Source organism: Acidovorax sp. GW823-FHT05D11, from assembly GCF_058795695.1.
The window spans coordinates 1,054,984-1,073,063 of record NZ_CM179502.1; the positions used below are offsets into that span (position 1 = coordinate 1,054,984).

Below are 18,080 nucleotides of genomic sequence, written 5' to 3' on the forward strand. Positions count from 1 at the left end.
GGGATGGTGGTGTCGGCAGCAGCCGCGGCGGCGCACGCAACTTTTCGAACCTCAGCGCGAAGCGCCTCGGTCAACCGGCCCCTGTGGGTCTGGTGGGTCGTGGGCGTGCTGGGCTATCTGGCATTTCCCTGGTATGCGCAGCAGGATGCCAACGGCCTGCTCGCGGTGGGACAGGTCTTCAGCAGCGAACAGGCGGCCAACGGGCTGATGCAGGCGGCGTTGTTCGGCCGGTCGTGGCTCTGGCTGGGCCTGGTCGGCTTGGCCGTGGCCGGGCTGGGCGCCTGCCTTCCCGCCGGCCGCACCCAGGGTGCGGTGCTGGCCGCAGGGGGCGCGCTGGGGTTGCTGGCGCTGCTGGCGAGCGGCTTCACCATCGGTGCGCGCGGCTGGGCGTTTGAATGGATGAACACCTACCTGGGCGAGCTGGGCGCGCGCCAGCCCGGCATGGGCTGGGGCGGGTTCGTGGTGCTCTCTGCGCTGCTGGTGCTGCTGGCATTTGGCGTCGCGCGGCGTGGGTTCTTCAAGGGCGACCTGTTCGTGGCGGCGGCCGTGCTCACCTGCGGCAGCCTGCTGGCGCTGTTCATCGTGTTCCCCGTGCTCAAGGCGCTGTCGGCCGCGTTCTTCCTCGAAGACGGCCCGTTCTCGCTGGCCGTGGTGTGGGAGCGCATCGCGCACGAACGCAACTTCGGCCTGTCGTGCCTGGCCGGTGGCCAGCGCTGCGGCGTGGCCTGGAACACGCTGTTCCTGGGGCTGATGACGGCCACCAGCACCACGCTGCTGGGCAGCTTCATGGCGCTGATGGCCGAGCGCGCCTCGCGCCGCTATGCGCGGCCGCTGAACATCGTGGCGCTGCTGCCCATCATCACGCCGCCGTTCGTGGTGGGGCTGGGCCTCATCCTGCTGTTCGGCCGCGCCGGGGTGTTCAACCAGTTTCTCGAATACGCGTTCGGCATCACGCCGTCGCGCTGGTTCTATGGCTGGCTCGGCGTGTGGGTGGCGCAGACTTTTGCCTTCACGCCCATCGCCTTCATGATCATGCGCGGCGTGGTGCAGGGCGTGGCGCCCAGCCTGGAGGAGGCCGCGCAGACCCTGCGCGCCAGCCCGCACCGCACCTTCATGACCGTGACCCTGCCGCTGCTCAAGCCCGGCCTGGCCAACGCATTCCTGGTGGGCTTCATCGAAAGCATGGCCGACTTCGGCAACCCCATCGTGGTGGGCGGGCAGTTCTCGGTGCTCTCCACCGAGATCTTCTTCGCCATCGTGGGCGCGCAATACGACCAGGGGCGTGCGGCGTCGCTGGCCTGGATCCTCACGTTCTTTGCGCTCACCGTGTTCGCCATCCAGCGTGGGCTGCTGGGCAAGCAGAACTTCACCACCGTGTCGGGCAAGGGCGACGCGGGCATCGCCATGCCGCTGCCCGCCGGCGTGCGCCGCGTGGTGCATTCCATCGCGCTGCCGTGGATGGCCTTCACGCTCATCGTCTACCTGTTCGCGCTGGCCGGCGGCTTCGTGCAGACCTGGGGGCGCGACTACACCATCACGCTGGCGCACTTTCGCACCGCGTTCAGCGTGGAGTGGGGCCAGTTCGGCGTGGTGTGGGCGGGCACGGCGTGGAACTCCTTCTTCACCACCGTCAAGCTCGCGGCCATCTCGGCGCCGCTCACGGCCACGCTGGGCATCGGCATCGCCTGGCTGCTGGCGCGCACCGAGTTCCGGGGGCAGGGCGCGTTCGAGTTCGCGGCGCTGCTGGCCTTCGCCATCCCGGGCACGGTGCTGGGCGTGAGCTACATCCTGGCGTTCAACGTGCCGCCGTTCGAGCTCACGGGCACGGCGCTCATCATCGTGCTGTGCTTCATGTTCCGCAACCTGCCGGTGGGCGTGCGGGCGGGCACGGCGGCCTTCAAGCAGCTGGACCGCTCGCTGGACGAGGCCTCCGTCATGCTGCGCGCGGGCAGCGTGCAGACGCTGCGCCACGTGGTGCTGCCGCTGCTCAAGCCCGCGCTGGTCGCGGCGCTGGTGTACAGCTTTGTGCGCGCCATCACCACGGTGAGCGCGGTGATCTTCCTGGTCACGGCCGAAAACGAGCTGGCCACCACCTACATCATCGGCCGCGTGGGCAATGGCGACTATGGCGTGGCACTCGCGTACTGCACGGTGCTCATCCTGCTCATGTCCGCCTCCATCGGCCTGATCCAACTGCTCGTCGGCGAGCGCAAGCTGGGCCGCCGGGGCGCTGCACGCACGGCACCCGCCGCCGCGCACTGACACCTTTCAAAAAGAAGATACGCCATGAACAACAGCGATGCGGGCATCGTGTTCCGCAACATCACCAAACGCTACGGCAGCGACCCGTCCGCGGGCCTGGCGGTCAAAGGCATCAGCTTTGAGGTGCCGCGCGGCACGCTCACCACCATCCTGGGGCCCTCGGGCTGCGGCAAGACCACCACCTTGCGCATGATCGCGGGGCTGGAGTCGCCCACCGCGGGCGAGATCCTCATCGGCGGCAAGGACGTGACCACGCTCGGCCCCGCGCAGCGCAATGTGAGCATGATGTTCCAGAGCTATGCGCTATTCCCGCACATGAACGTGGCCGAGAACGTGATGTACGGCCTGCGCATGTCGGGGTTCTCCAAGGATGTGGCCCGCGCCAAGGCCGTGGAGGCCCTGCGTGGCGTGGGCCTGGTGGGCTATGACGACCGCCTGCCCAGCGAGCTGTCGGGTGGCCAGCAGCAGCGCGTGGCCCTGGCGCGCGCGCTGGTGCTGGAGCCCGAGGTGCTGCTGTTCGACGAACCCCTGTCCAACCTGGACGCCCGTCTGCGCCGCGAGATGCGCGAGGAAATCCGCGCGCTGCAGCAGCGCCTGTCGCTCACGGTGGCGTATGTCACCCACGACCAGGCCGAGGCCATGGCCGTGAGCGACCAGATCATCGTGATGAACCAGGGGCTGATTGCGCAGAAGGGCTCGCCGCGCGCGCTGTACGAAACGCCGCACAGCGAATTCGTGGCGGGCTTCATGGGCGAGGCGATGTTGTTCCCGGCTACTGCGCAAGCCGATGGCTCGGTCTTGCTCGGGCCGCTGGCGCTGCGCCCGCGCATGGCGGTGCACGGCGGTTCGGTGAAGGTGGCGGTGCGCCCCGAGGCCTGGCGCATCCACCGCCAGGGCGATGGCCTGTTGCCGGCGCGGCTCGCCAAGTCGGCCTACCTGGGGGCAGTGCACGAATACACCTTCGAGACGGCGCTGGGCGGCATCTTCGTGGTGTCGTCCGACCTGGACGACGTGCTCGCCGTGGGCGAGGACGTGTTGCTGAGCCTGGGCACCCACGGCGTATCGGTGGTTGGTAGTACCGATGGCGCCCTGGCCAATGCGGAATAATGACACCATGACGAACCAACTCGACGCCCTCAAACAGTTCACCACCGTGGTTGCCGACACCGGCGACTTCAAGCAACTGGCGCAGTTCCAGCCCCAGGATGCGACCACCAACCCCTCGCTGATCCTGAAGGCCGTGCAAAAGCCGGAGTACGCACCGCTGCTGCAGGACACCGTGGCGCAGTTCCGGGGCCGCCCGATGCATGAAATCATCGACCGCCTGCTGGTGCGCTTCGGCCGCGAGATCCTGGCCACGATTCCGGGCCGCGTCTCCACCGAGGTGGATGCGCGCCTGAGCTTCGACACCAGCGCCACCGTCGCGCGCGCCGAGCGCATCATCGAGCTGTACCAGGCCGAAGGCATCCACATCGACCGGGTGCTCATCAAGATCGCCTCGACCTGGGAAGGCATCCAGGCCGCCGAGCAGCTCGAGCGCAAGGGCATCCATACCAACCTCACGCTGCTGTTCTCGTTCGCCCAGGCCGTGGCCTGCGGCCAGGCCAAGGTGCAGCTGATCTCGCCGTTCGTGGGCCGCATCTACGACTGGTACAAGAAGCAGGCCGGCGCCAGCTGGGACGAGGCCGCGCGTGCGGGGGCCAACGACCCGGGCGTGCAGTCGGTCACGCAGATCTACAACCACTACAAGCACTTCGGCATCGCCACCGAGGTGATGGGCGCGAGCTTTCGCAACGTGGGCCAGATCACGGCGCTGGCGGGTTGCGACCTGCTCACCATCGCGCCCGACCTGCTGGCCCAGCTGGCGGCCAGCGATGCGCCGCTGCAGCGCGCGCTCGATGCGGACGCGGCGAAGGGGCTGGACCTGCCCGCGGTGAACTATGACGAGGCGGGGTTCCGGTTTGCGCTCAATGAAGATGCCATGGCTACGGAGAAACTGGCGGAAGGCATCCGGGCGTTTGCGGCGGATGCGGTGAAGCTGGAGAAGCTGATCCTGGCGGCTTGAAGTCGGCTTTGAGTGCTTTTGGCGACCGGTGCTTGTGTGGCAGGTGCCGGCCGCTATGGTTTTTGTGGCTCTGTAGCTTTTGCGCGTTCGGGCTGCGCTTGTAGGCGCCTGGGTTTGTGTGTTGGTCTGACTGTGTGCCTGGTTTGAGGGCGGAGGCCGGGATGTCGCCCCGGCGGGCGAGGTACTTGTGCTTTGCTTCGCCAAAGAAAAGTACCCAAAAGAAAGGCGACCCACAGTCTGCGACCCCTTCGCGTTGCGAAGGGGCAAACCTGCGCCGGTGCGGTTGCGGGGTGCGCCGTGGAACTCGCTGTGCGCTGGCGCGCGCCGCTCGGACAACCACGGCGAGTCAGAGCACGAGGCATGGGCGCTGCGGTGCCCATGCTCACCCCGCAACCGCCCCCCGCAGGCGCCGCCAGATGGGGGTGGGGAGCGAACAGCCAAACAGCCACACGGGCCTTTGCTTCGCTCGGCCCGGAACGCGCGGGCGCTTCGCGCCGCGACCGCGAGGCCGAGCGCAGCGATGGCCCGAAGGAATGTCCGATTCGTGGGTTTCCTTCTGGATGCGCCTGGGGCGCGCAGCGAGTTCTGCGGTGCACCCCGTGACCGAGCACCCCAGGTTGCCCCGCAGCGCAGCGAAGGGGTCGCAGACAGCAGGGTCGCCTTCTCTTTGGTGACTTTCTTTTTGGCGAAGCAAAAGAAAGTCACTGCGCCGCCGGGCGCACGCCCCGGCCTCCGCCCTTCACTCAGGCACGGCGTGAACTATAAAAACAATAGCTGCTAGCGCTTGATAGATAAGCGCCAGGAGCCAAAACACCTAAAGATTCACCCCGCAGGCAAGCGCATCCCCACCCGCAATCCCCTCGGCACCACCCCCTCGGCCACCGTCCGGCCCCCATGCCGCAGCGCGATCTCCTCCACGATCGACAGCCCCAGCCCGCACCCGCCCGCCTTGTCCGACCCCCGCCAGAACCGCGCGAACAGATCGCCCAGGTGCTCGGCCGGCACGCCGGGCCCGTCGTCCTCCACCACCAGCAGGGCCCAGCGCCCGGGCTCCTCGCGGCCCACGCGCACCGTCACGGTGGCGCCTTCGCCCGCGTAGTGCAGCGCGTTGTCGATGAGGTTGTTGAGCGCCTCGCGCAGCAGCAGCGGGTGGCCCTGCACCGCCAGCTGGTCGTCGCCCTCATAGCCCAGGTCCATGCCCTGCGCCAGGGCGCGGGCCGCCCATTCGCGGGCCACCTCGCGCGCGAGCGCCGCCAGGTCGATGGACTGCATCTCCACGTTCGATTCCGAGCGCGCCAGCTGTAGCAGCTGGTGCACCAGGTGGGCGCTGCGCTGCGCGGCCGACAGCACCTTGTGCAGCCGCTCCTGCACCGCGGGCTCATGGCTCTCGTGCAGCGCCAGCTCGGTCTGGCCGATGAGCCCCGCCAGCGGCGTGCGCAGCTGGTGCGCGGCATCGTTGAGGAAGCGCTTTTCCTTTTGCTGTCCGCGAGCCACGGTCTCCAGCAGCCGGTTGATGGTGCTGGCCAGCGAATGCACCTCCTGGGGGGCCGAGGTCAGCTCGATGGGCGGCAGGGGCGTGGTGCCCGCCTGGGGCCGGGCGCCGGCCTGCTCGATCTGGGCCTCCAGGCGCTTGAGCGGCTGCAGGCCGCGCAGCACGCCCGCGTAGACCACCGCGCTCAGCGCCAGCCCCATCAGCCCCATCGGGAACACCATCTGCTCCAGCAGCTCCTGCGCGATGCGTTCGCGCACCGTGAGGCTCTGGGCCACCTGCACGCGCAGGGTCTGCCGCGTCTGGGGCGTGCCGTAGTCCACGTCGAGCAGCGCCACGCGCACGGGGCGGTCGTCCACCCGCGCGTGGTAGAGGTACGGATCGCCCACGCGCACCTCCACCGGCGGCGGCGCGGGCAGCTGGGCATTGCCCAGCAGGAAGCGGCCGGGCGGGGACGACACCATGTAGGTGATGCGGTCGGCCGGGTCCTGCTCCAGGATGTCCTGCGCGGCCTTGGGGAAATCCACCAGCAGCCCGTCGCCAATGGGCTTGATCTGCCGCGCCAGCGCGCGCACCGACTGGGTCAGCGTCTGGTCGATGCCCTTTTCGCCGTTCTGCAGCGCGATGCGCCACGCCAGGAAACCGCCCGAGAGCCACAGCACGAGCTGGGGCAGCAGCAGCCACAGCAGCAGCTTGCGCTGCAGGGAGACCCCCGGGACCTGCCGCATGTCAGTGGTGGCCCAGTGCAGGCCGTATGAAACTGGCGCGGCCGATGCCAGGGCCGCCGCGCAAGGGCCGCCCCGCCGCGCTGGCGGCGTCCCCCTTCCCGCGCGCAGCGCGAGAGAAGGGGGAAGGCGCGCAGCGCCTCAGGGGGTTGTTCATGGTTTCGCCAGCATGTAGCCCAGGCCCCGGATGTTGCGGATGTTCAGCGGCGATGGGTCGAGCTTCTTGCGCAGCCGGTGCACGTAGACCTCCAGCGCATTGGAGTTCAGCGGCGCGGCGGTCTGCCCGGGCTCGGGCGGGCTGGCGCGCCAGGCGGCCAGCACGTCGTCGCGCGTGACCACCTCGCCGCAGCGGTTCACGAGCAGCTCCAGCAGCTCCCATTCGCGCTGGGTGAGGTCCAGCGGCTCGCCGTCGAGGGCCGCGCTGTGGCTGGCGTGGTCCAGCGCCAGGGGGCCGATGGTGGTGCCGGGGCCCCCGGCGCTGCTCGCCTGGGTGAACGCCGGTTGCCGCGCGCGGCGCAGCATGGCCTGCAGGCGGGCCTGCAGCTCCTGCATGTTGAAGGGTTTTGTGATGTAGTCATCGGCCCCGGCGTTGAGGCCCAGCACGCGGTCCTCCACGCCGTCGCGCGCGGTGAGAATCAGCACCGGCAGGCCGGCGATGTGGGTGCGCGCCCAGGTCAGCAGCTCCATGCCGTCGGCGCCCGGCAGGCCCAGGTCCAGGATGATGCCGTCCACCGCCTGCGCCTGCAAAAGGGCGGTGGCCTCGGCCACGCTCGACGCCGTGCAGACGCCGAACTCCAGCTGCTGCAGTTGCCCGGTCAGCGCGTCCAGCAACAGGGCATCATCTTCGACTATCAGTATCGTGGCCATGGGATTGAGCATAACAAAGCGGCCTGCGCGGCCGCGCCGGTCCGCCTGCCCGGGGTGGCGCGGGGGTGGGCCTGCGCGCCGCACGTAATCCGGTAACAGGGTGGAGCCCTGGCGGAGAAAGCACACCCCGGGAAAGTCCTGATATGTTCATTAATTATTGTAATTAAAGTACCGACTGCGCTGAACGGCACCGGTCTGCTGCGCACCAAACGGATTCAAACATCGAGGAGACAAGGGTATGTGGAAGATGACAAAGATCGCCGCAGTGGCGGTGGGCCTGGCGGCAGCGATGTCCGCCAGCGCGGGGGAGGTCGAGGTCCTGCACTACTGGACTTCGGGCGGCGAGGCCAAGTCGGTGGCCGAGCTCAAGAAGATCATGCAGGCCAAGGGCCACACCTGGCGTGATTTCGCCGTGGCCGGCGGCGGCGGCGACAGCGCCATGACCGTGCTCAAGAGCCGCGTGATCTCGGGCAACCCGCCTTCGGCAGCGCAGACCAAGGGCCCGGCCATCCAGGAGTGGGCCTCCGAAGGCGTGCTGGCCAACATGGACGCCCTGGCCAAGGCCGAGAAGTGGGACGAGCTGCTGCCCAAGGTGGTCGCCGATGTCATGAAATACAAGGGCGCCTACGTGGCGGCCCCCGTCAACGTGCACCGCGTCAACTGGATGTGGGGCAGCTCCGAGGCCCTGAAGAAGGCCGGCGTGGCCGCCATGCCCAAGACCTGGGACGAGTTCTTCGCCGCCGCCGACAAGCTCAAGGCCGCGGGCCTGGTGCCCGTGGCCCACGGGGGCCAGAACTGGCAGGATTTCACCACCTTCGAATCGGTGGTGCTGGGCGTCGGCGGCCCCAAGTTCTACCAGGACGCCCTGGTGAAGCTTGATGACAAGGCCATCAACAGCGACACCATGAAGAAGTCGCTGGAAACCTTCCGCCGCATCAAGTCGTACACCGACCCCGGCGCACCCGGCCGCGACTGGAACCTGGCCACGGCCATGCTGATCCAGGGCAAGGCGGGCTTCCAGCTCATGGGTGACTGGGCCAAGGGCGAGTTCCTGGCGGCCAACAAGGCGCCGGGCAAGGACTTCCTGTGCGCCGCGGCGCCGGGCACGACCACGTCGTTCACCTTCAACGTGGACTCGTTCATCCTGTTCAAGCTCAAGGATGCCGCCGCCCAGAAGGCGCAGAGCGACCTGGCCAGTTCCATCATGAGCCCCGAATTCCAGGAGGTGTTCAACCTGAACAAGGGTTCCATCCCGGTGCGCGCCGGCCAGAAGATGGACAAGTTCGACGACTGCGCCAAGGCCTCGGCCAAGGACTTCGCCGACACCGCCAAGAGCGGCAGCCTGCTGCCCAGCGTGGCCCATGGCATGGCGATCGCGCCCGCCACGGAAGGCGCCATCAAGGACGTGGTCAGCCAGTTCTGGAATGACGACAAGGTGAGCGTCGCCGACGCCATGAAGAAGATCGCGACCGCCGCGAAGACCAAATAAACCACCACCACTGAGGGAATCAACATGATGAAAAGAAACCGCCTCACGGCGGTGGCTTTGGCCGCCGCATGCGCGATGAATGGAGCCATGGCACTGGAAGTTGCCGGCTTCGAGATGAACGGTTACTCGCGGGGTGGCCCCGTGTTCAACCACTCCGACGGCGTCAAGGGCAACCTGTCGCTCGGCGGCGAGCTGCAGAAGTTCCGCCTGGGCAACGAGGGCGACAACGGCATCGAAGTCAACTTCGCGCGCGGCTTCGAGACCAACGGCATCAAGTGGAAGGTGAACTACATGCCCGCCAAGTGGGGCAGCGGCGACATCAGCACCGAGCAGGCCTACGTGGAAATGAGCGGCTTCTCGTTCTCGCCCGAGGCCAAGTTCTGGGCCGGCCAGCGCCGCCTGCGGATCCAGGACGTGCACATCGTCGACTACTTCCTGCTCAACTACGGCGACAACATCGGCGCCGGCGTGACCGACGTGCCGATCGGCGGCATGAAGCTGGGTGTGGGCGTGTTCACCGGCGACAAGTTCGACGGCAACCTGCCCAACAACGTCAAGGCGCACCGCATCAACGCCGACCTGTCGGAAATCAACACCAACCCCGGCGGCAAGCTGCGCGTGCTGCTGACGGCCGTGGGCGGCAAGGGCCAGGCCAATGGCGGCTCGGGCTCGGGCGTCTCGCTGATGCACACGCAAAAGGAATTCCTGCTGCCCAGCATCAGCAATACCCTGTACCTGCAGACCTCGCGGGGCCATGCCCGCATCGACGGGGAGTTCGAGGCCATCGACGGCAGCCGGCCCGGCCGGCGCTCCACGCGCATCGCCGACTCCATCAACTGGCAAAGCGGCCCCTTCGGCGGCCAGGCGCTCATTGGCTACCAGACCAACAAGGCCGACCTGACCGGCGTGGAGACCAAGGACTTCTCGCTGGGCGGCCGTGGTTCGTACGCGTTCACGCAGAACTTCAAGATGCTGGCCGAGCTGTCCACCACCACGCGCAAGGGCACGGGCCCCGACCAGCGCCTGTCCAAGGTCACGCTGGCGGGTGCCCTGGCCCTGTCGGAAGATTTCTGGTCGCGCCCCGAGCTGCGCCTGTATGTGACCAAGGCCAACTGGAACCAGGCCGCCGCCGTGGCCAATGCGGCCACCTTCGGTGCCAACGGCAAGACTTCGCGCACGCTGGTGGGTGTGCAGTACGAGGTCTGGTGGTAAGTGATTCCACTTCGGGCCGCAGGGAGGCGCGGCGCGGGGCTTGGCCCGGCGCGGCGGCCCCTGTGGCCCGGACATGGAATGGTGAAGTGAGTTAGCGAGTTAGTCAGAGGTGACTTTGTTCTTTGGGGGGCACTCTGTGCGTGCCCCCCTTTTTTTTCATATGCAGGCACATGCCAGAAATTTTTTCGCAGCCATGAAAAATGACCCCCACGCTCCGCCGCCGCGCGGGTCGCTGCCCCCGAGGGGGATGTTTCTTCACCATGGGGTGGCCCGGCGATGACCAAGAATACGTTCGAGACATGGTTGCCCAAGCTGGTCGTGACACCGGCTTTTGTTCTGGGCTTTGCGTTCATCTACGGCCTGATGCTGTGGAACGGCGTATTGAGCCTGACTGTTTCGCGCATGCTGCCCAACTACGAGTGGGCGGGCCTGGCGCAGTACGAGCGCCTGTGGGAGATGGACCGCTGGTGGGTGGCCTTGAAGAACCTGGGCATCTTCGGCGTGGGCTACGTGGGCGGGTCCCTGGCCATCGGCGTGGTGCTGGCCGTGCTGCTGGACCAGAAAATCCGCGCCGAGGGCGCGCTGCGCACGATCTACCTGTACCCGATGGCGCTGTCGTTCGTCGTCACGGGCACGGCCTGGAAGTGGCTGCTGAACCCGGGCCTGGGCATCGAAAAAATGGTGCGCGACTGGGGCTTTCCCAACTTCGAATTCGGCTGGCTGGTGGACACCGAGATGGCCATCTACTGCGTGGTGATCGCCGGCATCTGGCAGAGCGCGGGCTTTGCGATGGCGCTGTTCCTCGCCGGCCTGCGCGGCATCGACGACAGCATCATCAAGGCCGCGCAGGTCGATGGCGCATCGCTGCCGCGCATCTACTGGCGCATCGTGCTGCCCGCGCTGCGGCCGGTGTTCTTCTCCACGCTCATGGTGCTGTCGCACCTGGCGATCAAGAGCTTCGACCTGGTGATGGCACTCACGGCCGGTGGCCCCGGCTTTGCCACCGACGTGCCCGCAACGTTCATGTACACCATGTCGTTCTCGCGCGGCCAGATCGGCCTGGGCGCGGCCAGCGCGACCATGATGCTGGCCACCGTGGCGGCGCTGGTCATTCCTTATCTCTACAGCGAACTGCGGACCAAGCCCCATGACCGCTAAGCCTTCTGTATTTCCTTCCGTGGGCCGCCTGCTGGTCTACGCGGTGCTGGCCCTGGCCACCGCCTTTTTCCTGCTGCCGCTGTACGCGATGCTGGTCACGTCTTTCAAGGACGCCGAGGAGATCCGCAGCACGTCGCTGCTGGCCTTGCCCGCCGCGCTGAACTGGTCGGCCTGGGGCACCGCGTGGTCCAGCGCCTGCACCGGCGTGGACTGCAACGGCCTGCGCCCGTTCTTCCTGAACTCGGTGGCCATGGCCGTGCCGGCGGTGCTGATCTCCACCGTGTGGGGCGCGCTCAACGGCTACGTGCTGAGCCTGTGGAAGTTCCGGGGCAGCGATGCGCTGTTCGGCATGCTGCTGTTCGGCGTGTTCATGCCCTTCCAGGTGGTGCTGCTGCCCATGAGCCAGGTGCTCGGCTGGCTGGGGCTGTCGAGCTCCATCACGGGCCTGGTGCTGGTGCACTGCCTGGCGGGGCTGGCCGGCACCACGCTGTTCTTTCGCAACTACTACGCGGCCATTCCGAAAGAGCTGGTGAACGCCGCGCGCATGGACGGCGCGAGCTTCTTCCAGATCTTCTGGCGCATCGTGCTGCCGCTGTCCACGCCCATCATCATGGTCACGCTGATCTGGCAGTTCACCAACATCTGGAACGACTTCCTGTTCGGGGTGGTGTTCTCGGGCACCGACTCCAAGCCGGTGACCGTGGGCCTGAACAACCTGGCCAACACCAGCAGCAGCGTGAAGGCCTACAACGTGGACATGGCGGCCGCGATCATCGCGGGCCTGCCCACGATGGTGATCTATGTGCTGGCCGGTAAGTTTTTTGTGCGCGGGCTCACTGCCGGCGCCGTCAAAGGTTAAGAAGGTAAGTAGAGATCATGGCGTCATCACTCGACATCGCAGGCATCAACAAGCGTTTTGGCAAGGGCGACAAGAGCGTGGAGGTGCTGCGCAAGGTGGACATCCACGTCGCGCCAGGCGAGTTCCTCATCCTGGTCGGCCCCTCGGGCTGCGGAAAGTCCACGCTGCTGAACATCATTGCGGGCCTGGACGAGCCCACCGAGGGCGAGATCCGCATCGCCGGCAAGAACGTGGTGGGCATGCCCCCGCGCGACCGGGACATCGCCATGGTGTTCCAGAGCTACGCGCTGTACCCCACGCTCTCCGTGGCCGACAACATCGGCTTTGCGCTGGAGATGCGCAAGATGCCCAGGCCCGAGCGGCAAAAACGCATCGACGAAGTCGCGGCCATGCTGCAGATCAGCCACCTGCTGGACCGCCGGCCCAGCCAGCTCTCGGGCGGCCAGCGCCAGCGCGTGGCCATGGGCCGGGCGCTGGCGCGCCAGCCGCAGCTCTTTTTGTTCGACGAACCGCTGTCCAATCTGGACGCCAAGCTGCGCGTGGAGATGCGCGCCGAGATCAAGCGCCTGCACCAGGCCAGTGGCATCACCAGCGTGTACGTGACGCACGACCAGGTCGAGGCCATGACCCTGGGCTCGCGCATCGCGGTGATGAAGGGCGGCGTCGTGCAGCAGCTGGGCACCCCCGACGAGATCTACAACCGCCCGGCCAACACCTACGTGGCGACCTTCATCGGCTCGCCCACCATGAACCTGCTGCGCGGTGGCGTGCAGGCCGGCGGGCAGTTTGGCATCGTGGGAGCTGCGCTGGACCTGGCACCGCCCGCGGGCGCCGCGGAGATGCTGCTGGGCGTGCGCCCCGAGCACCTGCAGCTGCAGCTGCAGGACGGTGCGCCCTGGCGCGGGCAGGTGAGCGTGGTGGAGCCCACGGGCCCCGACACCTATGTGATGGTGGACACCGCCGCAGGCAGCGTCACGCTGCGCACCGACGCACAAACCCGCGTGCAGCCGGGCGACCAGGTGGGCCTGACGGTGGCACCGGCCAACGCCCACTGGTTCGATGCGAAGTCCGAAGAGCGATTGACGGGCTGAGAAGGACGAGCCTCCCGCCGCTGGGTCGCCGCAAGAAGGGGCTTTGGTCTTTGCCTGAAGAGGTAATTCAGGTAAAAAGAGGCTCCAGCGCTTGTCCACAAAGCGCGAATAGCTATATAAATAATAGCATTCATGATCCACGGGCCGCCGTCTGCCGCAGGGCAGCGGGGCGTGTGACCTTTGGTCTCCATCTTTTTCCTATGCACCCTCAGCGCCTTCTCGCCGACATCGGCGGCACCAACATCCGGCTGGCCTGGCAGAACGAGCCGGGCGGTCCCTTGAACGACACGCGGGTGCTGCCCTGCGCGCAGTTCCCCACCGTGGATGCCGCGCTGGCGGCCTACCTGAAGGAAGTGGGCGTGCCCGCGCCGCGCGAGGCGGCGTTCGGCATCGCCAACCCCGTCACGGGCGACGCGATCCGCATGACCAACCACAGCTGGAGCTTTTCGCAGCGCGCGGTGCGCGAGGCGTTTGGTTTCGAGCGGCTCGTGGTCATCAACGACTTCACCGCATTGGCACTGGCGCTGCCCCTGCTCACGCCCGACCTGCTGCGCCCCGTGGGCGGCGGCGAGGCGGTGCCGGGCGCCGCGATAGCGCTGCTGGGCCCGGGCACGGGCCTGGGTGTGTCGGGGCTGGTGTTCCCGCCCGGCTCCAGCAACGGCGTGCCCTTGTCGGGGGAGGGCGGGCATGTGTCGCTGGCGGCGCAGACGCAGCGTGAATTCGACGTACTGGCCATCCTGCAGGAGCGCTACGGCCATGTGTCGGCCGAGCGCGCTGTGTGTGGTGCGGGGCTGGTGGACCTGTACCACGCGCTGCGCCGCCTCGCGCAGCGGGGTGGAAAGGAGGTCAGCTCGGCCGCCCAGGTGACTGAGCTGGCCCTGCAGTCCCACGACGCGCTGGCGCTGGAGGCGCTGGATCTTTTCTGCGGCTTTCTGGGCAGCGTGGCGGGCAACCTGGCACTCACCCTGGGGGCACGCGGGGGCGTCTTCATCGGCGGGGGCATGGTGCCGCGCCTGGGCGCGTGGTTCGACAAATCCTCCTTCCGCGCGCGGTTCGAGGCCAAGGGGCGGTTTCAGCCGTACCTCGCGTCGATACCCTGCTGGGTCATCGATCCGAGCGCCACGCCCGCGCTGCATGGCGCGTCGCGCGCGCTGGACATCGCGGGCTCCGGAGGATGAGCGGCCCCGCCTTGCAGGTCAGCGGTGTGCACCATGTGGCCATCATCGCCAGCGACTACGCACGCTCGCGCCGCTTCTACACCGAGGTGCTGGGCCTGCCGGTGGTGAACGAGGTGTTCCGTGCCGAGCGCGAGTCGTACAAGCTGGACCTGCAATTGCCCGATGGTTCGCAGGTGGAGCTGTTTTCCTTTCCGAACCCGCCGGCCCGCCCGTCGTATCCCGAGGCCTGCGGCCTGCGCCACCTGGCCTTGCGCGTGGCGGATATGGACGCCAGCCTGGCGGCATTGGCCGCGCATGGCGTGGCGGCAGAGCCGGTGCGCATCGATCCGTTCACGGGCGCGTCGTTCACTTTCTTCGCCGATCCGGACGGTCTGCCGATCGAGCTGGTGGGGCCGGGGCCCGTCAGGCGCTAGACCGCCGGGGCCGGGAGCAAGAAAGGCCCCGCAGGGCCTTTCTTTTCCATGGCATCACATCTCTTCGCTCCAGCAATGCCCGTCGCGCGCGATCATGGCGCTGGCGGCGCTCGGGCCCCAGCTGCCCGGTGCGTACGGCCGCGGGCCCGCGGGGTCGTTCTTCCAGTGCTGCAGGATGGGCTCCACCCAGCGCCAGGCTTCTTCTTGTTCGTCGCTGCGCACGAACAAGTTCAGCCGCCCGGCGATCACGTCCAGCAGCAGGCGCTCGTACGCGCCCACGCGCTCGGTGCCGAAGCGCTGGTCGAAGTCCAGGTTCAGCGCCACCTGCGACAGCGCGGGTTCGGTCTGGTGCTGGGCCGCGCCCTGGGCCAGCAGGTGCAGCTCCAGGCCGTCCCTGGGCTGCAGGTTGATCACCAGCCGGTTCACCGCGCCCGAGGGCATCTTGAAGATGGGGTGCGGCACGGGGCGGAAGTTGACGACGATGTGCGCGTCGCGCCCCGCCAGGCGCTTGCCGGTGCGGATGTAGAACGGCACGCCGGCCCAGCGCCAGTTGCTGATCTCGGTGCGCAGCGCCACGAAGGTCTCGGTGGTGCTGTCGCTGGCCACGCCTTTTTCCTGCAGGTAGCCCGGCACGTTGTGCCCGTGGGTCTTGCCCGCGGCGTACTGGCCGCGGATCACATGCTGGCCAATGGTCTCCATGCTCCAGGGCTTGAGCGACTGCAGGACCTTGAGCTTCTCGTCGCGGATCGCATTGGCGCTGGAGTTGATGGGCGGCTCCATGCCGATGGCGCACAGCAGCTGCAGCGCGTGGTTCTGCACCATGTCGCGCAGCGCGCCGGTCTGGTCGTAGAAGGCGCCGCGCGTTTCCACGCCCAGCTCCTCGGCGATGGTGATCTGGATGTTGGCGATGTTCTCGCGCCGCCACAGTGGCTCGAACAGCGCGTTGCCAAAGCGCATCGCAAACAGGTTCTGCACCGCGGGCTTGCCCAGGTAGTGGTCGATGCGAAAGACCTGCTCTTCCTTGAGCACGCGGCGCAGCGTGTCGTTGATGGCCTGGTTGGATTTGAGGTCGTGGCCCAGGGGCTTTTCCAGCACCACGCGGGTGGCGGGGCCGTTCAGGCCCACGGCGGCGATCTGTTCGCACACGTTGGTGAAAAGGCTGGGCGCGGTGGCCACGTACATCACCACGGTGTCGGCGGCGCGCTCGTGCAGCAAGGTGGCCAGGCGCGCGTAGTCCTGCGTTTGCGACAGGTCCATGCGCAGGTAGTGCAGCAGGGCGCCGAAGCGTTCGAACTCGTCCGGGGTGGGGCGCTTGGCCAGATCCACGCTGTCAAAGCGCGACTGGATCAGGCTGCGGTATTGTTCATGGCTCAGCTCGTCGCGCGCCACCGCAATGATGCGGCCTCCCTCGGGCAGCGTTCCGTGCCGGAACGCCTGGAACAACGCCGGCATGAGTTTGCGCCACGCCAGATCACCTGTTCCACCGAACAGGACAAGGTCAAAACTCATGGGGTCTCCATATCAGGGTGTTGTTGTGCGTCTGAGGCTGGAAATTGTAATCTCGTTACATTGGGTTGTGTAGCTGTAGAGGCTGTAAACGTTTTTTGACAGTTCGTGCGCAGAAAAGTATCAGAAAAATTGTGTAATCAAGTTACTATCTCGCCGGTTTTCACCTCCCCGATATCCTGAATCCACCATGCCCTCCCTCCGTTGCGACCAAACCCTAGAGTGGCCTCAGTTGCAGGCCGCGTTCACCGCAGATGGCAGCCGTCTGGACCTGCGGGAGGCCTTTGCCAGCGATGCGCAGCGGTTTGGGCACTTCAGCCAGCACGCGCCCGAGGTGTTTGCGGATCTTTCCAAGAACCTGTGGGACGCCGCCACCGAGGCGCTGCTGCTGGACATGGCCCGTGCCTGTGGCCTGGAACAGCACCGCGACGCCATGTTCGGTGGCCAGCCCATCAACAGCACCGAAGGGCGCGCCGTGCTGCACACGCTGCTGCGCCGGCCCCGGGGCCTGGCGCTGCCCGGCGACGGGCCGGACATCGCGCAGAAGCTGGCCCAGGTGCACACCACGCTGGATGCCATGCTGGCCTATGCCGACACGGTGCGTGCGGATGGCGCCATCACCGACGTGGTGAACATCGGCATCGGCGGTTCGGACCTGGGCCCGCACATGGCCGTGCTGGCGCTGGAGCAGTTCCGCGCGCGGGGCAAGCGGCTGCACTTTGTCTCCAACGTGGACGGCCACGAACTGCACACGGTGCTGCAGTCGCTCAAGGCCGAGAACACGCTGTTCCTCATCGCCTCCAAGACCTTCACCACCGCAGAAACCATGACCAACGCGCGCTCGGCGCTGGCCTGGTTTGCGGCGCAAGGCGGTCAGGATGTGGGGCGCCACTTTGCGGCGCTCACCACCAATGTCGATGCCGCGAAGGCGCTGGGCATCACCACCACCTTCGGCTTCTGGGACTGGGTGGGCGGGCGCTATTCGCTGTGGTCGGCCATTGGCCTGCCCATCGCGATCGCGATTGGCTCGGCGGGCTTCCGCGATCTGCTCGCCGGAGCGCACGCCATGGACGAGCACTTTCGCACGGCGCCCCTGGCGCAGAACCTGCCGGTGCGTCTGGGCCTGCTGGACATCTGGTACCGCAACTTCCATCGCTTCACCAGCCGCTGTATCGCGCCCTACCACGCGGCATTGCGCCGCCTGCCGGCCTATCTGCAGCAGCTCGAGATGGAAAGCAACGGCAAGCGCGTGGGGCTGGACGGCCAGCCGCTGCCCTATGCCACGTCGCCCGTGCTGTGGGGCGAGCCGGGCACCAACGGCCAGCACGCGTTCTTCCAGATGCTGCACCAGGGCACCGACGTGCTGCCGCTGGAGCTCATCGCCGTGCGCCAGCCCACCCATCCCCTGGAAGGCCACCACGACAAGCTGCTGGCCAACGCCCTGGCGCAGGCCCAGGCGCTGATGGTGGGCAAGGACGGGGAGGACGGCCACCGCCACTTCCCGGGCAACCGGCCCAGCACCTTCCTGCTGCTGGATGCGCTCACCCCCGCGTCGCTGGGCGCGCTGATCGCGCTGCAGGAACACCGCGTGTTCGTGAGCGGCAGCCTGTGGGGCATCAACAGCTTCGACCAGTGGGGCGTGGAACTGGGCAAGGTGCTGGCCAAGGACATCGAGGCGCGCCTGGCCAGCGGCGATGCCGCAGGGCTCGACGGCTCCACCGCCGGGTTGCTCGCCCGGCTGCGCGCCGGCATTTGACAAAGACCGG

Annotated in this window: 14 protein-coding genes; 11 read left to right on the forward strand and 3 right to left on the reverse strand. The window is 67.5% G+C overall.

The genetic code is table 11. The features are described from left to right. Positions 1–3 precede the first annotated feature (3 nt). The 3 genes from AC3RCE_RS04825 to tal are packed head-to-tail and all read left to right on the forward strand — an operon-like array spanning position 4 to position 4,327. A complete protein-coding gene (locus AC3RCE_RS04825) occupies positions 4–2,262 on the forward strand; it encodes an ABC transporter permease (RefSeq protein ID WP_492254641.1) in 2,259 nt (752 codons plus the stop codon). A 24-nt stretch (positions 2,263–2,286) separates the two neighbouring features. Further along, entirely contained in the window at positions 2,287–3,369 is a 1,083-nt protein-coding gene (locus AC3RCE_RS04830) for an ABC transporter ATP-binding protein (RefSeq protein WP_218293331.1), read from the forward strand. 7 nt (positions 3,370–3,376) lie between these two features. Next, entirely contained in the window at positions 3,377–4,327 is a 951-nt protein-coding gene (gene tal, locus AC3RCE_RS04835; protein WP_369641445.1) for a transaldolase, read from the forward strand. 822 nt (positions 4,328–5,149) lie between these two features. Here the strand turns inward: tal and AC3RCE_RS04840 are convergent. Together AC3RCE_RS04840 and AC3RCE_RS04845 are read right to left on the reverse strand one after the other, a co-directional pair. Continuing rightward, positions 5,150–6,544, reverse strand: coding sequence for a sensor histidine kinase (locus AC3RCE_RS04840; protein WP_218293333.1), 1,395 nt, complete (start codon positions 6,542–6,544; stop codon positions 5,150–5,152). Positions 6,545–6,694: 150 nt separating this feature from the next. Continuing rightward, positions 6,695–7,408: a response regulator transcription factor gene (locus AC3RCE_RS04845; RefSeq protein WP_218293334.1), complete on the reverse strand. Its 714-nt coding sequence runs from the start codon at positions 7,406–7,408 to the stop codon at positions 6,695–6,697. A 238-nt stretch (positions 7,409–7,646) separates the two neighbouring features. On the opposite strand from AC3RCE_RS04845, the gene AC3RCE_RS04850 reads away from it, so the two are divergent. The 7 genes from AC3RCE_RS04850 (at position 7,647) to gloA2 (ending at position 14,808) form a co-directional block, all read left to right on the forward strand. Continuing rightward, complete coding sequence (locus AC3RCE_RS04850; protein WP_218293335.1) at positions 7,647–8,897, forward strand: ABC transporter substrate-binding protein; 1,251 nt, start codon at positions 7,647–7,649, stop codon at positions 8,895–8,897. A 24-nt stretch (positions 8,898–8,921) separates the two neighbouring features. Further along, positions 8,922–10,109 carry a carbohydrate porin gene (locus AC3RCE_RS04855; protein WP_255591227.1) on the forward strand — a complete coding sequence of 396 codons (1,188 nt, stop codon included), beginning with the start codon at positions 8,922–8,924 and terminating at the stop codon, positions 10,107–10,109. A gap of 276 nt (positions 10,110–10,385) precedes the next feature. After that, the gene (locus AC3RCE_RS04860; RefSeq protein ID WP_492244372.1) at positions 10,386–11,267 is read left to right on the forward strand and encodes a carbohydrate ABC transporter permease; all 882 of its coding nucleotides are present in this window, start codon (positions 10,386–10,388) and stop codon (positions 11,265–11,267) included. Next, complete coding sequence (locus AC3RCE_RS04865; protein WP_218340419.1) at positions 11,257–12,126, forward strand: carbohydrate ABC transporter permease; 870 nt, start codon at positions 11,257–11,259, stop codon at positions 12,124–12,126. The genes AC3RCE_RS04860 and AC3RCE_RS04865 overlap by 11 nt, the downstream gene beginning before the upstream one ends. Before the next feature lie 17 nt (positions 12,127–12,143). Continuing rightward, positions 12,144–13,217, forward strand: coding sequence for an ABC transporter ATP-binding protein (locus AC3RCE_RS04870; RefSeq protein ID WP_492254642.1), 1,074 nt, complete (start codon positions 12,144–12,146; stop codon positions 13,215–13,217). A 200-nt stretch (positions 13,218–13,417) separates the two neighbouring features. Next, positions 13,418–14,395, forward strand: a complete 978-nt coding sequence (gene glk / locus AC3RCE_RS04875; protein WP_492254643.1) for a glucokinase — start codon at positions 13,418–13,420, stop codon at positions 14,393–14,395. Beyond that, positions 14,392–14,808, forward strand: coding sequence for an SMU1112c/YaeR family gloxylase I-like metalloprotein (gloA2, locus tag AC3RCE_RS04880; RefSeq protein ID WP_492244375.1), 417 nt, complete (start codon positions 14,392–14,394; stop codon positions 14,806–14,808). Before glk ends, gloA2 begins: the two co-directional genes overlap by 4 nt. A gap of 54 nt (positions 14,809–14,862) precedes the next feature. Here gloA2 and zwf read toward each other — a convergent pair whose 3' ends face one another. Continuing rightward, complete coding sequence (gene zwf, locus AC3RCE_RS04885; RefSeq protein ID WP_218293341.1) at positions 14,863–16,317, reverse strand: glucose-6-phosphate dehydrogenase; 1,455 nt, start codon at positions 16,315–16,317, stop codon at positions 14,863–14,865. Positions 16,318–16,504: 187 nt separating this feature from the next. On the opposite strand from zwf, the gene pgi reads away from it, so the two are divergent. Beyond that, positions 16,505–18,070, forward strand: coding sequence for a glucose-6-phosphate isomerase (gene pgi, locus AC3RCE_RS04890; RefSeq protein WP_492254644.1), 1,566 nt, complete (start codon positions 16,505–16,507; stop codon positions 18,068–18,070). Positions 18,071–18,080 lie beyond the last annotated feature (10 nt).

Coding starts and splice junctions, on each gene's coding strand:
- AC3RCE_RS04850 (WP_218293335.1), top strand. CDS start 7,647: ATGTGGAAGATGACAAAGATCGCCGCAGTGGCGGTGGGCCTGGCGGCA.
- zwf (WP_218293341.1), bottom strand. CDS start 16,317: ATGAGTTTTGACCTTGTCCTGTTCGGTGGAACAGGTGATCTGGCGTGG.
- AC3RCE_RS04840 (WP_218293333.1), bottom strand. CDS start 6,544: ATGCGGCAGGTCCCGGGGGTCTCCCTGCAGCGCAAGCTGCTGCTGTGG.
- AC3RCE_RS04845 (WP_218293334.1), bottom strand. CDS start 7,408: ATGGCCACGATACTGATAGTCGAAGATGATGCCCTGTTGCTGGACGCG.
- AC3RCE_RS04865 (WP_218340419.1), top strand. CDS start 11,257: ATGACCGCTAAGCCTTCTGTATTTCCTTCCGTGGGCCGCCTGCTGGTC.
- AC3RCE_RS04855 (WP_255591227.1), top strand. CDS start 8,922: ATGATGAAAAGAAACCGCCTCACGGCGGTGGCTTTGGCCGCCGCATGC.
- pgi (WP_492254644.1), top strand. CDS start 16,505: ATGCCCTCCCTCCGTTGCGACCAAACCCTAGAGTGGCCTCAGTTGCAG.
- AC3RCE_RS04830 (WP_218293331.1), top strand. CDS start 2,287: ATGAACAACAGCGATGCGGGCATCGTGTTCCGCAACATCACCAAACGC.
- tal (WP_369641445.1), top strand. CDS start 3,377: ATGACGAACCAACTCGACGCCCTCAAACAGTTCACCACCGTGGTTGCC.
- AC3RCE_RS04825 (WP_492254641.1), top strand. CDS start 4: ATGGTGGTGTCGGCAGCAGCCGCGGCGGCGCACGCAACTTTTCGAACC.
- AC3RCE_RS04870 (WP_492254642.1), top strand. CDS start 12,144: ATGGCGTCATCACTCGACATCGCAGGCATCAACAAGCGTTTTGGCAAG.
- AC3RCE_RS04860 (WP_492244372.1), top strand. CDS start 10,386: ATGACCAAGAATACGTTCGAGACATGGTTGCCCAAGCTGGTCGTGACA.
- glk (WP_492254643.1), top strand. CDS start 13,418: ATGCACCCTCAGCGCCTTCTCGCCGACATCGGCGGCACCAACATCCGG.
- gloA2 (WP_492244375.1), top strand. CDS start 14,392: ATGAGCGGCCCCGCCTTGCAGGTCAGCGGTGTGCACCATGTGGCCATC.